Source organism: Campylobacter concisus (assembly GCF_902460535.1).
GTDB classification, from domain to species: domain Bacteria; phylum Campylobacterota; class Campylobacteria; order Campylobacterales; family Campylobacteraceae; genus Campylobacter_A; species Campylobacter_A concisus_AS.
The window spans coordinates 119,214-133,312 of the sequence record NZ_CABPTV010000004.1 but is presented as its reverse complement, the minus strand read 5'-3'; the positions used below and the strand labels follow the sequence as shown (position 1 = coordinate 133,312).

16 protein-coding genes are annotated in these 14,099 nt (G+C 38.6%); 12 read left to right on the top strand and 4 right to left on the bottom strand.

What is annotated here, in order from left to right; all coding sequences use genetic code 11:
- Positions 1-32: 32 nt before the first annotated feature.
- The 6 genes from FZ945_RS04505 (at position 33) to FZ945_RS04475 (ending at position 5,046) form a co-directional block, all read left to right on the top strand.
- A complete protein-coding gene (locus FZ945_RS04505) occupies positions 33-917 on the top strand; it encodes a helix-turn-helix domain-containing protein (RefSeq protein WP_148802810.1) in 885 nt (294 codons plus the stop codon).
- A gap of 55 nt (positions 918-972) precedes the next feature.
- Entirely contained in the window at positions 973-2,019 is a 1,047-nt protein-coding gene (gene hemW / locus FZ945_RS04500; protein WP_148802807.1) for a radical SAM family heme chaperone HemW, read from the top strand.
- 67 nt (positions 2,020-2,086) lie between these two features.
- Complete coding sequence (gene tatB / locus FZ945_RS04490; protein WP_103612036.1) at positions 2,087-2,485, top strand: Sec-independent protein translocase protein TatB; 399 nt, start codon at positions 2,087-2,089, stop codon at positions 2,483-2,485.
- Complete coding sequence (tatC, locus tag FZ945_RS04485; RefSeq protein WP_021092305.1) at positions 2,485-3,240, top strand: twin-arginine translocase subunit TatC; 756 nt, start codon at positions 2,485-2,487, stop codon at positions 3,238-3,240. The genes tatB and tatC overlap by 1 nt, the downstream gene beginning before the upstream one ends.
- Positions 3,233-4,255, top strand: a complete 1,023-nt coding sequence (gene queA / locus FZ945_RS04480; protein ID WP_148803151.1) for a tRNA preQ1(34) S-adenosylmethionine ribosyltransferase-isomerase QueA — start codon at positions 3,233-3,235, stop codon at positions 4,253-4,255. The genes tatC and queA overlap by 8 nt, the downstream gene beginning before the upstream one ends.
- The gene (locus FZ945_RS04475; RefSeq protein WP_148802804.1) at positions 4,252-5,046 is read left to right on the top strand and encodes a hypothetical protein; all 795 of its coding nucleotides are present in this window, start codon (positions 4,252-4,254) and stop codon (positions 5,044-5,046) included. Before queA ends, FZ945_RS04475 begins: the two co-directional genes overlap by 4 nt.
- Here the strand turns inward: FZ945_RS04475 and ruvX are convergent.
- From ruvX to ilvC, 4 genes are read right to left on the bottom strand one after another with little or no spacing between them, the layout of a single operon-like run.
- A complete protein-coding gene (gene ruvX, locus FZ945_RS04470) occupies positions 5,041-5,424 on the bottom strand; it encodes a Holliday junction resolvase RuvX (protein ID WP_004317765.1) in 384 nt (127 codons plus the stop codon). The two genes, FZ945_RS04475 and ruvX, sit on opposite strands and share 6 nt — an antisense overlap.
- On the bottom strand, positions 5,421-6,191 hold the full coding sequence (gene dprA, locus FZ945_RS04465) for a DNA-processing protein DprA (protein WP_103639028.1): 771 nt from the start codon (positions 6,189-6,191) through the stop codon (positions 5,421-5,423). Before dprA ends, ruvX begins: the two co-directional genes overlap by 4 nt.
- Positions 6,188-7,648 carry a divergent polysaccharide deacetylase family protein gene (locus tag FZ945_RS04460; protein WP_148802801.1) on the bottom strand — a complete coding sequence of 487 codons (1,461 nt, stop codon included), beginning with the start codon at positions 7,646-7,648 and terminating at the stop codon, positions 6,188-6,190. The genes dprA and FZ945_RS04460 overlap by 4 nt, the downstream gene beginning before the upstream one ends.
- Before the next feature lie 3 nt (positions 7,649-7,651).
- Positions 7,652-8,674 (bottom strand): ketol-acid reductoisomerase, encoded by a 1,023-nt coding sequence (ilvC, locus tag FZ945_RS04455; protein ID WP_148802798.1) that lies wholly within the window; start codon positions 8,672-8,674, stop codon positions 7,652-7,654.
- A gap of 147 nt (positions 8,675-8,821) precedes the next feature.
- Between ilvC and FZ945_RS04450 the strand changes: the two genes are divergently transcribed.
- The 6 genes from FZ945_RS04450 (at position 8,822) to rpsR (ending at position 13,863) form a co-directional block, all read left to right on the top strand.
- Complete coding sequence (locus tag FZ945_RS04450) at positions 8,822-9,640, top strand: HDOD domain-containing protein (protein WP_148802795.1); 819 nt, start codon at positions 8,822-8,824, stop codon at positions 9,638-9,640.
- Complete coding sequence (locus tag FZ945_RS04445) at positions 9,637-11,556, top strand: RNB domain-containing ribonuclease (protein ID WP_148802792.1); 1,920 nt, start codon at positions 9,637-9,639, stop codon at positions 11,554-11,556. Before FZ945_RS04450 ends, FZ945_RS04445 begins: the two co-directional genes overlap by 4 nt.
- Positions 11,549-12,547, top strand: a complete 999-nt coding sequence (gene holA / locus FZ945_RS04440; protein WP_148802790.1) for a DNA polymerase III subunit delta — start codon at positions 11,549-11,551, stop codon at positions 12,545-12,547. Before FZ945_RS04445 ends, holA begins: the two co-directional genes overlap by 8 nt.
- A gap of 78 nt (positions 12,548-12,625) precedes the next feature.
- The gene (gene rpsF, locus FZ945_RS04435; protein WP_004317779.1) at positions 12,626-13,045 is read left to right on the top strand and encodes a 30S ribosomal protein S6; all 420 of its coding nucleotides are present in this window, start codon (positions 12,626-12,628) and stop codon (positions 13,043-13,045) included.
- 13 nt (positions 13,046-13,058) lie between these two features.
- The gene (locus FZ945_RS04430; protein ID WP_021087759.1) at positions 13,059-13,586 is read left to right on the top strand and encodes a single-stranded DNA-binding protein; all 528 of its coding nucleotides are present in this window, start codon (positions 13,059-13,061) and stop codon (positions 13,584-13,586) included.
- A 16-nt stretch (positions 13,587-13,602) separates the two neighbouring features.
- Positions 13,603-13,863 carry a 30S ribosomal protein S18 gene (rpsR, locus tag FZ945_RS04425; protein ID WP_087582546.1) on the top strand — a complete coding sequence of 87 codons (261 nt, stop codon included), beginning with the start codon at positions 13,603-13,605 and terminating at the stop codon, positions 13,861-13,863.
- Positions 13,864-14,099 lie beyond the last annotated feature (236 nt).

The window sequence follows — 14,099 nt, the reverse complement described above, 5'->3', positions numbered from 1 at the left end:
AGAGGGATTAAATTTAACGCTCAAGGGATAAAATGATAAATTTAGATAAAAGATATGGCATAAGTAAAATCTCGCAAAGCAACAAGCGGATAAATGTAGAATTTTTTAAACAAGCTAATGGCATCAGCTACCTAAAAAGCGAGATTTTATGCAATGAAATCATAAAAAGAGAGAGCCAGGGAGATAGAAAATATCTATTTATGATGTTTAATGAAGCAAAAGATAACCTTTGTTTTAAGCTTGATAAAAAAGAATATCTTTTAAGCAGGGATGAGTTTTGCATAGGGCTGGTAAATGACAGCTTAAAAGGCGTTTTTGAATATCAAAATAAATTTTATAAAACCAAAACCTTGCTTTTTGAAGAGCACTACGCAAATAAGCTTGAAATTTTTAGTGAGCTTAGACTTGAAGAGAAATTTGATCTTATAAAATACAAAAAAGATAAGGCTCAAATTTGCGTTTTAAACGAACTTGAGACAACAAATTTATATGATGGCACGATGAGAGAGATCTTTATAGAGTCAAAAATTTTAGAGCTTATCTACAAGAGCAAAGCTTTAAAAGATGAGAAAATTTGCTTTAGTAGCGACGAAGAAAAAGTGCTTTTAAAGGCTAAGAAAATCTTACTTACTCGCATGCATAATCCCCCAAGCATCAAAGAGCTAGCCCATCTTTGTGGCACTAATGACTTTTGGCTTAAGAAAAATTTTAAACTCTTTTTCAAAGATACGATCTATCAGCTTTTAGCAAAAGAGCGACTAAAGCTGGCATTTGCCCTTTTAAAGCAAAATGATATCAGCATAAAAGAGGCTGCCAGTATCGTTGGCTACACAAATGCGGCACATTTTGCAAAAATTTTTAAAGGCACTTTTGGCTTTTTACCAAGCGAGCTAATAAGGCAAAAAAGCTACTTTTAAACTGCGCTAAATGCCAAATTTCTTATAATCGCCAAAATTTAAAAAAGAGAGAAATTTGCAAGTTTATATCCACGTGCCATTTTGCGAGAGCAAGTGTCCTTACTGCGCCTTTGGCTCAAGCGATGACGAATTTAGCAAGGTTAGCGCCTACTTTAAAGCGCTTTGCCTTGATCTAAATTTCCAGCTAAAAAGCCAAAATGTAAAAGAAATTTCAACCATTTTTTTTGGCGGCGGCACACCAAGTGCGGTAAATGTCAGGCTTTATGATGAAATTTTTAGCATTTTAGCTCCACTTTGCACGCCCAAAACTGAGATCACACTTGAAGCAAATCCAAATTCAGCAAATTTAGCCTGGCTAAAGCATGTAAAAAATTTAGGCGCAAACCGCATAAGCTTTGGCGCTCAAAGCTTTTTTGAAGATAAGCTTAAATTTCTAGGGCGCATCCACAGCAAGGAGCAAATTTTTAAAGCAGTTGAAAATGCCCATGTAGCTGGCTTTAAGAGCATAAATTTAGACCTCATCTATGACACTAAATTTGATACCAAAAAGCGCCTTTTGGCTGAAACTGAAAATCTAAAAAGCCTTGCTATCACGCATCTAAGCGCCTACTCGCTCACGCTTGAAGAAAACACCCCATTTGCTGGCAAAAAAAGCTATAAAAAAGATAGCGACACTTTGGCTAAATTTATGATAGAGCAGATCCAGAGGGCTGGCTTTAAGCAGTATGAAATTTCAAATTTCGGAGAAATTTGCAAGCACAATCTTGGCTACTGGCAGGGCAAAAAATACCTTGGCGTTGGCGCTTTTAGCGTGGGCTTTGTAAATGGCACCAGATACTACGCCAAAAACAGCATAGATGCCTATATCACGCAGCCAACACATAGAGAAAAAGAAATTTTAAGCCCAAGCGAGCTAGTAAGAGAGCATATATTTTTAGGGCTTAGAAGCATCGTAGGCGTGGAGGCTGGACGCTTAAATGAGGCTCAGAAAAAAAGAGCAAATTTACTTGTAGAAAATGAAAAACTACTCTTTAAAAATGGCAAATTTTACAACCCAAATTTCTTATTAAGCGACGAGATCGCACTCTTTATCGAGGGCTAAATTTATAAAAATTTGAGCAAAGTCAAGATAAAATACAAAGCTTAAATAAAATTTAACAGAGGCAAAAATGTTTGGAATGAGTTTTTCTGAGATCTTGGTCATTGCCGTGATCGCTGTGCTAGTTTTGGGCCCTGACAAGCTGCCAAGCGCTATGGTGCAGATCGCCAAATTTCTAAAGATGTTTAAAAAAGGCATAAATGACGCAAAATCAACATTTGATCAAGAGATGAAGATAGCCGAGCTCAAAGAGGACGCTCAAAAATACAAAGAGAGCATAACCCAAAGCGCTCAAAACGTGCGTAAAAAGCTCACATTTGAAGAGCTTGACGAGATCAAGAAAAGCGCAAGCGACGTCACTGAGAGCATTCAAAACGTCGTAAGCGACACGAAAAAAACGGTAGAAAATATACAAAATCCAACAAATTTAGTTAAAGATGCGATCTTAAACGATAAAAAAGAGGCGTAATGTTTGAAGAGTTAAGACCACATTTGATCGAACTTAGAAAGAGGCTTTTTATAAGCATAGTAAGCGTTTTTGTCTGTTTTGGCATCTGCTTTACATTTTGGAATCCACTGCTTGCATGGATGAGCGAGCCGCTAAAGCAGGTCTTACCAGCTGGCTCAAATATCATCTTTACGCAAATTCAAGAGCCATTTTTCACTGCGATGAAGGTCGCCTTTTTTGCTGGTCTGGTGCTTGCTTTGCCTATCATTTTTTGGCAGTTTTGGCTATTTGTTGCACCTGGACTTTATGATAATGAAAAAAAATATGTGATCCCATTTGTCCTCTCTGCTTCATTTATGTTTGCGTGCGGGGCGGCGTTTTGCTACTACGTGGTCATCCCGCTTGGCTTTACATTTTTGGTAAATTTTGGCGGCCAGCTCTTTACGGCACTGCCAAGCATCGGCGAATACGTGGGCTTTTTTACAAAGCTACTAATCGGCTTTGGAATTTCATTTGAGCTGCCAGTCATTACATTTTTCTTAGCAAAGATAGGCCTAGTCGATGACAAGATGCTAAAAGACTACTTCAGATACGCAGTAGTCGTCATCTTTATCTTCGCAGCCATCGTCACACCGCCAGATGTTATAAGTCAAATTTTAATGGCACTGCCACTCATCGGACTTTATGGAATTTCTATCATCGTCGCCAAAAGAGCTGGCAAAAGCGACGACGATGAGCAAGATAGCGACACAAACAGCGACGCAGACGATGAGTGATATAAACGACATCTCAAGCTACGACTACTTTTTGCCTAACGAGCTCATCGCAAAAGAGCCAGTTTTGCCCAAAGAAGAGGCAAGACTGCTTGTTTATCTAAAAAAAACCAAAGAGATAAAACACTATAAATTTAAAGATCTAGCTAGCCTCATCCCAGAAGACGCGGCGGTCATTTTTAACAATACAAAGGTAGTTAAGGCCCGCATTTTAGGACACAAACAAAGCGGCGGAGCTTGCGAAGTGATGCTAAATCAACCGCTTAATGATAATAAATTTAGCGTCTATATAAGGGGCAGAGTAAGTGTCGGTAGCGTTTTAAATTTCGCTGATAGCATAAAGGTAAATGTGCTTGAGCTAAATGATGATGGCTCAAGGGTGGTAAATTTCACCAAAGATGGCGTCATTTTAGATACGGCGCGACTTTTTAGTGAGCTAGAAAAGATCGGTCACGTCCCACTTCCGCCATATATAAAAAGAGCTGATACAAAGGATGATGAGAGCTGGTATCAAAGTATATTTGCTAAAAATAGCGGCGCAGTCGCGGCTCCGACGGCTAGTCTGCACTTTAGCGAGCAGATGCTAGAGAGAATAAAGGCAAAGCACGAAGTCGCCTATATCACGCTTCACGTGGGCGCTGGGACATTTAAGGGCGTAGAGTGCAAAAACATAAATGACCATAAAATGCACTCTGAGTTTTACGAGCTAAGCCAAAAAGCTCAAGAGATCATAAACTCAAACAAACCCATCCTTGGTGTTGGCACGACGGTTACTAGATGCGTTGAAGAGTTTGCTAGAAGCAAGCAGCCAAGTGGCTTTTGCAGGCTATTTTTAAATTTAAATAATAAGCCTATCAGGCAAAACTACCTTTTAACAAATTTTCACCTGCCAAAATCAACGCTGATCATGCTAGTTACTAGCTTTATAGGGCTTGAGGAGACGATGATGATTTACGAAACGGCAGTTAGCGAAAAGTATAGATTTTACTCTTATGGCGATGGGATGCTTGTGATATGAAAAACGTCGATTTTGTCGCGCAAATGGAGCTTTTTTTAGAGGCACTTTTTAAGGACGCAACCACTAGAGATAACGCCATCGTCTTTAACTACAACCCAAACTACCCACGCTATCTAAGCTTTGAAGCGCATAAGCTAATAGGCGCGATCAAAAATTTAAGCAAATTTTACCTAAATGACGTAAGCAACTCAAAGCTGCTGATCTCCTTTACTCTAGTAAGCTATAGCCTAAGTTTGGTGCATTTTGATATACATATAAGATGCACTTCATGCCCGCAAAAGCCAAATGAGAGGCTAGTTAAAGAAGCTGGCGAGCTACTAAAAGAGCTAAATGCCAAGATGAGCAAAGCCGAAGATGGCTTTAATATAAGCATAAGCGTGCCGCTGCCAAAAAGTGGGACATTTAAAAGGCAAAGCGTCGAGATAGCAAGCCTCTTAGGAAAAAATGCGATAATAGCTTGTGATGACGAAAATTTATTTTTAACGCTAAGTCATGAGTTAAGCTTTACAGGGCTGAAGCTCAGCAAACAAAAGAGCTTTGAGAGTTTAAATTTACACATAAAAGATGCCATTTTTAAGCCAGACATCATCTTCGTGCAAAAGGAGTATCTAAGTGACAAAGCAAGGCTTGACGAGATGCTAACTTATCAAAAGCTTAAGAATTTTTACATCGTCATCATCAGCAAGGATGAAGCCAAAAGCATCAAAAGCGAGAAGATGACTACGCTAAGACAGCCATTTACTAGCGATAGCTTGCACGAGACTTTGGTGATAGTGGCTAGAAATTTATAAAATTTTTAGGTATCTCTTTAAGATGATAGTGGCTGAGACGCTATCAAGCCTGCCATCTCGCTTTGTATTTGTATAAATTTCACTTGCCTCACTGCTGCTAAAAGCCTCGTCTTGATAGACGATATTAGCCTGCACATCAAGAAGTGAGACAAAGTGCTCTATGCGCCTTCTCATCTCATCCTCACTACTGCCGCCGATTGGCACGCCTACCACTAGCGTATTTGGAGCGTATTCATTTACTTTTTGGCTCACATCTCTTGCGGCTTGATTTCTATTTTTTCTAAGAACTGGCTCAAGGGGTGTCACGACCTCGCCAAAGCCAAAAGCAAGCCCTATGCGCTTTAGTCCAACATCGATCGCCATAAATTTCTCTCTCATAGCACGCTTTTTACTCTTAAATTTGAAATTTCAACTAGCCCGTCAAGCTCGTACTCATAGATGATCTCGCCAAATTTAGCCAATGCTTCATCAAGGCCAACGCCATTTTTGCAAAATTTCAAGATCTCATCATCAGCTTTTTCTTGCTCTTTTACCTCGCCAAAAAGTGAGGCAAATTTAACGTAATCATCGATAAGCTCGGCCTTTTTGCTAGCCAGTAAGGCATTTGTCCCATTGCTCTCATTTATGCGCTGTGGCAAGACAAAGACGGGGATTTTAAGCTCATTTGCAAGCCTTGCACTTTGCATCGAGCCACTTCTTAGATCAGCTTGTGCGACCACAAGAGCTTGCGCAAGCCCCACAACTATGCGGTTTCGCTCCAAAAATCTATAAGCGATCGGTGGCTCGCCATCGTCATATTCGCTTAGAGCCAAGCCTTTTTCATAAATTTCTCTTATCGCTGCTTTATTTTGCGCTGGATAGATAATGTCAAGTCCATTAGCAAAAACACCAATAGTTCGTGGCATGGCAGCCTTGTGCGCCGTGATATCCACGCCGATAGCTCCACCACTTACCACACAGACATTTGCGTTTTTTAGCGCTGCGCAAAGTGCCGTGACACACTCTTTTGTATAGACACTTGCCTTTCTTGAGCCAACGACTGCGACTTTTGGCATGCTAAGAAGCGAGGTGTCACCTATGAAATTTAGCTCTTTTGGGGGATTTTTTAGCCTATTTAGCGCCTCTGGGATGATTTCAAGCTTCATAAAATATCTTTTAGATAAACAACTTCTACATCTTTTAAGATGTTGTTTTTGCTAGCTTTTATCACTGCGATCGTGTTTTTCTTTGGATGTCCGATAGCGATCGCATAGCCTCTTTTTTTGGCTAAATTTACAGCAGCTACAAGCTCACGCCTAACCGCACTAGCCGATGGATCATCATCTAAAAATATATCTCTTGAAATGTAAGGCTGATTATACTTTTTCGCAGCCCTTGCCACGGCTGTTTGAGCGATCGTCTTACTATCAACAAAGATAAAGCCCTGCTCTATCAGCGCTCTATAAGCCTTGTCCATCGCGTCATAATCACTGGTAAATCGTGATCCAGTGTGGTTATTTGTATATTTTGCACGCGGGAAGTCTCTTCGTATCTTTTTTATCTTTTCATGCATGCTCTCAAAGCTCTCATTTACCGTGAGCGTGCCTATCTCTGGGCTATCAAAGTGCTTTGCCTGCATCGGCAGATGTATCATATAAAACTCAAACGTTCTAGCGATGTTTGGCGTATCTGGATGAGTTTTTGTCGCTGGGAAAATGGACGGTGTTATCTTTAGACCGATTGACTTTACCATGCTAGCGTGCTCAAAAGTCGCCACATCATCGATTATTAGCACTAGCTTTGCACGCCCTTTTACGCTGCTATTTGGAGTAAATGGCACAACAGCAAAGTCATCTTTTTTCGCGCTCTCTTTTTGCGGTTTTTCGCTGTAAATTTGCTTTTTGGCTTTGCTACTAGGCTCAACCTCACTTTTTTTAGCAAGTTCTGGTTTTAAAATTTCACTATGCTTTAAATTTTCTTTTATGCTTAAATTTGCTTCAGCGCTTTTGTTTTGCTCTGTTTTTGTCTCTGTTTTTATCTCTGTTTTTATCTCATTTTTGCCTGCGTAAAATGGCTCGATTACCTGCTCGACCTTTTGCTCTGGCTTTTCTTCACTCTTTGCTTCAGAGATTGCATCTGCGCTACTTTGCATATTTTTATATAAATTTGCAAGTAGATTTTTCGTATCGTTTTGCTCTTTTTTTGGCTCTTCTTTTTTAGTTTCTACTTTTACTTCAGATTTTGTCTCGGGAGTTATCTTTTTTTGCTCTTTTGGCTCAGTTTTTGGCTTTAGAGCAAGCTCACTTTTATGTTTAGGATCGGTAAAAATTTTACTTAAATTTTCATCTTCATCAAATTTTAGAGGGTATTTTCTCTTCTCATACTCTTGTTTTTTATCTTTGCTAGCAACTTTTTGCTCATCTTTTTTTGAAATTTGCTTCTCGCTCTTTGGCTCATTTACTTTGCTTATCTGCTCAACATCTTTGTTTTTGATGCTAAGAGCTGCTATGAGTGCTACTATCAAAATGGCAGCAATGACGCCGATACCAAGGAAAATTTTATTATAAGAGCGACCTGCACTCTTTTTTGCAGGACGCTTCTTTGTAGTCTTTTTTTCGCTCAAGGCTTAGTTTTTGCTTTGATCTATAAGTTTGCCATTAGTTATCCAAGGCATCATTGCGCGAAGTTTTTTGCCAGTTTTATTTAGCAAGCTTCTCTCAGCTATACCGCGCTCAGCGTTCATTCTAACATATCCTGCTTTTCTCTCTAGGATGAAGTCTTTTGCAAATTTACCATTTTGAATTTCTCTTAAAACTTCTTTCATAGCTTTTCTGCTCTCTTCACCAACTACTCTTACGCCGCTTACGTAGTCGCCGTATTCAGCTGTGTTTGAGATAGAGTAGCGCATATCAGCCATGCCACCTTGATACATTAGATCAACGATTAGTTTTAGCTCGTGTAAGCACTCAAAATACGCCATCTCAGGCTCATATCCAGCCTCTACAAGTGTATCAAAGCCAGCATTTACAAGTGCGCAAAGACCACCGCAAAGCACAGCTTGCTCGCCAAATAAATCTGTTTCAGTTTCATCTTTAAATGTTGTCTCTATGATGCCAGTTCTACCGCCACCTATGCCGCAAGCATAGCTTAGAGCGATCTCTTTAGCCTTTCCGCTTGCATTTTGCTCAACAGCTATAAGATCAGGTATGCCGCCACCCCTTAAAAATTCACTTCTAACTGTGTGTCCTGGAGCTTTTGGAGCGATCATGATGACGTCTATGTTTGCTGGAGCTTTGATCTGTCCAAAATAAACGTTAAAACCATGTCCAAATGCGATAGCAGCGTGATCTTTTAAATTTGGCTCGATCTCATTTTTATAAATTTCAGCTTGAAGCTCGTCTGGTGTTAGGATCATAACCACATCAGCGCCTTTTGTAGCTTCACTTACAGTTTTTACTTCAAAGCCTTTAGCCTCAGCTTTTGCCCAGCTTTTGCCACCTTTTGCAAGACCGATTACGACGCTTACACCATTATCTCTTAAATTTTCAGCATGTGCGTGACCTTGTGAGCCAAAGCCGATGATTGCTACTTTTCTACTCTGAATAAGGCTTAAATCGCAGTCTTTATCATAATAAACATTTATAGCCATTGTTTCTCCTATTATTAAAATTTGGCGAAATTATACATTTTGGCAACAAAAACGTTGCTGAAAAAGAGCAAAAAAGTATCTTTAAGTTTTATGCTGCAGCTTTTTGCTATAATGTGACAAAATTTTTAACCAAAAGAGTCACTTTACATGAATGAATCAATTTTTAAAAAAATCAAAGCGCTTCCGCCACTAGACGACACTGTCATACAGATCCAGCGCCTACATGCTGACGAAAATAGCTCGATAAATGATCTCACAAAAGTGGTCGAAAAAGACCCTATGCTAACAGCAAATATCTTGCGTTCAGCAAACTCTCCACTTTACGGTTTTTCTCAAGAGATCACAACTATCGCAAGAGCCATTTCACTTTTTGGTATGGCTACTATCCGCGGTTTTGCGCTATCAAGTGCCATTAAAAAGACCTTTTCTATAAATTTAGAGCCGTATGACATTACCGCACAAGATTTTTTAAATATCTCAATCATGCAAAATGCTTTGATGTATCACTGGTACTCTAAGATAAAACCTAAAAATCTAGAAATTCTCTCTCCTGCTTCATTTATGCTTGAAGTTGGCAAGATCGTTTTAGCACATGAGCTCACAGAAAAAGGCAAAATGGATGAGTTTAAAACAAAGCTTAAAGAAATTTCATCTACTTATGACCTTGCGCTTTTAGAGTCTGAAATTTTAGACATCACAAACGAAGAGGTTACAGCTCAAATTTTTGAGCAGTGGAATTTAGAGATCGAGCTTGGAAATTCTATCCTCTACTCAAACACTCCAGAAGAGGCACCTGATCATATAAAAGAGTACGCAAGGGCGTTAAAAGTAGTAAAAACAGCGGTTAATATCTTTAACCAGCTTGATGATGTGAGCGTAAATAACGCAACACTTCTTATAAACGAATATGGCTTTGAGAGAGATACATTTTTAATGGCTGTTAGCAAAGTCAAAGACAATTTGTGAAAGAATTTTTAACATCACTACTCGTTGGCATCAAAGAAAAAGAGATATCAAACGAAGATAAAGAGGTCTTACGTAATCTCCTAAATCTTGGTGCCGTAAGCTTACATAAAGATAAATTTTACCTAAACAACGGCTATGTCTGCGGCAAGCTAGACATCAGCCAAAATGCAACTGGCTTTATCATGCCATTTGACAAGCGTTTCAAACAAGACATTATCGTCGAAAATAAAAATTTAAACAACTCTCACCTTGGCGATATCGTGCTAGCAAAGCTTTTGCCACTTAAGAAAAAACGCCAAAGCGCTAAGATAGTGATGAGCCTAAAGCTTGCAAATGAGACAAGCGTGGTCTATACAAAACGCTTTGGAGCGGCCATTTTAGGGGTAAATTTAAAAACTGGGCTAAGTACAACCCTAAAGGCAACTCAAAAAAGCCTAAAGATGCTCCCGCTTGGGACGCTACTAAAGATAAACAACCTAAACAACGAAATAGTCGAGGTTTTAGGAAATTTAGAAGATCCGTTAAGCGATGAGAAAATTTCGCTTGCTATTTATAATAAAAATGATAAATTTAGCGAGGCTTGCGAGCTTGAAGCAAAGGCATTTGGCGATGAGGTCGATGCTAGTATGTATCCAAACAGGGTTGATCTAAGAAATTTAGAGTTTTGCACGATCGATCCAGTCGATGCCAAAGACTTTGACGATGCCATATATTTTGATGAGAAAAAGCGCGAAATTTACGTCGCAATCGCCGATGTAAGCGAGTATGTGACCGCATATAGTGCTATTGATAGCGAGGCTAAAAAAAGAGGCTTTTCTATCTACTTTCCGCACATCTCGGTGCCGATGTTACCAAGAGCGCTTAGTGAAAATATCTGCTCGCTAAAGCCAAACGTGCCGCGCCTTGCATTTTGTTTTAAAATTTCACTCGATGCAAACAACGAGGTAAAAAAAGAGGAGCTTTTTGAAGCGATCATCCTTTCAAAAAGGCGTTTTAACTACGATGAGATCGATGAAATTTTAGAAGGCAAACGAGAGTGTGAAATTTCATGGATTAAGCCACTTTTTAAACTCACCACGAAGCTTCGCAAAAAAAGGCTTTTGCACGCGTTTGACTTCAGGACAAAAGAGCTTAGAATGAGCCTTGATGAAGAGGGTCAAATTTTACAAACTAGATTTGAAAGTGACTCCGACTCACATAGACTAGTCGAGGACTGCATGCTTTTAGCAAACAAGGCTGCTGCAAAGCTCATCACAAAGGGCGTTTTTAGAAACCACGCTTCGCCTGATTTTAAAAAGATAGATACATTGCTTGAGGACTTGCAGCTTTTGGGACTTGACTTTACCTACGAGAGTGACCTTGCAAATTTGATAAGAAAGATCCAAGCAAAGGCTGACGAACTAGGCAATCGCGAAGAGATAGATAAGCTCATCATCAAGTCTCAAAAAAAGGCTGAATACTCAAGCGAAAATTTAGGCCACTTTGGGCTTGGATTTGATAGATACACTCACTTTACAAGCCCTATTAGACGCTATTCTGACCTTATTTTACATAGACTTTTAAAGGCTAAAATTTCAAAAGATGAGAAGCTTTACAACTTCTTACTTTTAAACATCCAAAGCACATGTGCAACCTTAAGCGAGCTTGAAAGAGAAGCCGACAAAGTAGCCTACGACTTTATGGATAGGAAATTTGCACGCTGGGCAGCTGCAAATATCGGCAAAGAGGTGCGTTGCTACGCGAGCGAAAACCAAAATGTTTTGGTCGCTAAGCTTGATGATTACTTTGTTGGAGCTAGGATTTTCATCACTGGATACAGCGCAAATTTACTTCAAAAGCTTGTCGTAAAGATCACAGAGGCCGACATCGCAAGCGCTAAAATTTTTGCAAAAGTAGTAAGAAAGATCGATGTATAGAAAAGATTTGGAGCTAAATTTAGCAAATGCAAATTTAAGCAACTACTTCTTGCTTTTTGGGGCGGACGAGTTTCAGATCGAGCTTTTTGGCAAGGAAATTTTGAGCTTTTATGCAAGCGAAGATGCAAATTTATTAAGCCTTTATTTTGACGAATACAACTACGCGCAAGCAAGCTCTCACCTAAGCGAGAAGTCGCTTTTTGGCGGCAAAAATATCCTCTATGTAAAAAGCGACAAAAAGATCCCAGCAAAAGAGCTAAAAGAGCTCATCTCGCTTTGCGCAAAAAGCCATGACAACTACTTTTTGTTTGAGCTTTATGAGGCCGATATGAAGCTAGTTTTTGATACGCAAAAGGCATTTGGGACAAATTTTGCTAGATTTTTTAAGCCCTCAAACCCAGATGAAGCGATAAATTTACTAGCTAAAAACTCAGCTAAGATAGGCCTAAACATAACCAAAAACGCACTTTATGAGCTTTATTTTACGCATAATGAAAATTTATACCTTGCAGCAAGCGAGCTGACAAAACTAAAAAGCCTAAACACCCACATCGAACAAGACGATGTAAAAAGGCTTGTTTTTGGACTTGGCGGGATAAATTTTGATGATTTTTTCAATAAATTTATGGCTCTAAAAGATATAAAAAATGACTTTTTTACCTACTTAGAAGATCCAAATTTTAATGAAATTTTACTTCTAAACTCACTTTATAAAGCATTTTTTAGGCTGTTTAAAATTTACACTTACATCAAGATAAATGGCCGCTTAAATTTAGACGAAGCGATCGGCTATCAGCCGCCTGTAAATGTGGCAAATTTACTAAAAGCAAATAGCTTAAAGCTAAGTTTAAATGCCTATTTAGAGATATTTAAAACACTAAATTTAGCCGAGCTAGAGCTAAAAACAAATACAAAAATGGATAAAGAAATTTTCGTTTTATCAACCATTTTAAACCTCCAACACCTCATATCAACAGCAAATATTAAGTAAATTTAAGCTAAAATCCACCCTTGCTTAATGCAAAATCCTTGCTCACAAAGTGAGCTAAATATCCATAAGGAGAAAAAAATGAAACATTACGAGCTTTTATTTATTCTTAAGCCGACATTGACGGAAGAGGAAGTTAAAGCTAAGGTTGATTTCGTAAAAGAAGTCATAACAAAAAACGGTGGCGAGATCGCTACTGTCGTTGAGATGGGCACTAGAAAACTAGCTTATACCATCAAAAAATATGAGCGTGGAACATATTTTGTTATCTACTACAAAGCTCCACCAGCACTTCTTGCAGAGCTTACAAGAAACGTAAGGATTACAGAAGATATCATAAGATTTTTAAGCGTTAAATATGAAAACAAACGCGAAATCGCAGCTTGGGAAAGACTTTGCAAAGGTATCAAGCAAACTATAAAAAAAGAACCTCGCGAGCCAAGAGCACCACGCGAGCCAAGAGCTGAAAAAGTAGACGAGCAAACATTTACAGAAGAATAATCAAGGATAAAAAATGTTCAATAAAGTAGTATTAGTTGGAAATTTAACCAGAGATATAGAGCTTAGATATACTACTAGCGGCGTTGCCATAGGAAATTCTAGTATAGCTGTGACACGCAAAATCACCTCAAATGGGGAAAGAAGAGATGAGACTTGCTTTATTGATATATCATTTTTTGGCAAGAGTGCAGAGATAGCAAACCAATATCTCAACAAGGGATCAAAGCTGCTTATCGAAGGAAGACTTAAATTTGATCAGTGGACCGACAATAACGGACAAAATCGCTCAAAACACTCTATCGCCGTCGAAAGCATGGAGATGCTTGGCTCAAATAACCAAACGCAACAAGGCGGATACTCTATGAATAGCCAAAATAGCGGTGGCTACGGACAGCAAGGTGGATATCAAAATAACCAATATAACCGCCAACAAGAAGCTAGACCACAAGCTGCGCCGCAAAGAAAGCAAGAGAGTTATTCAGAAGTTCCTGATATAGACGTTGATGCTGATAGCTTCAATAACGAAGAAATACCGTTTTAATTTCAAAGGATAAAAAATGGCAGAAAAAAGAAAATATTCACGCAAATATTGCAAATTTACAGAAGCAAAGATTGATTTTATAGACTACAAAGATACTTCACTTTTGAAGTATTGCTTGTCAGAGAGATTTAAAATCATGCCAAGACGCCTAACTGGCACATCAAAAAGATACCAAGAGATGGTAGAAAAAGCGATCAAGAGAGCTCGCCACGCAGCTATCATACCTTATATAGTTGATCGCAAAGACGTAGCTTCAAATCCTTTTGAAGGTCTATAATCCATAAATTTTAGCCCTATTTTGGGCTAAAATCTTTTAAATTTACCTCTTAATCTTTACTATTTCCAATCTTCTACAAAATTCCACATCAAATTCTTAAATTTATAAGCATTTTAAAATCACCAAAGCAGTCACATTTGTTTAGATGTTATCTGCTTTTTAAATTTACCTCTTAAATTTATTATGCTTTTCTAAAAACCTTTTTTATAAATTTATTAGCCAATTTTTTAAATTTT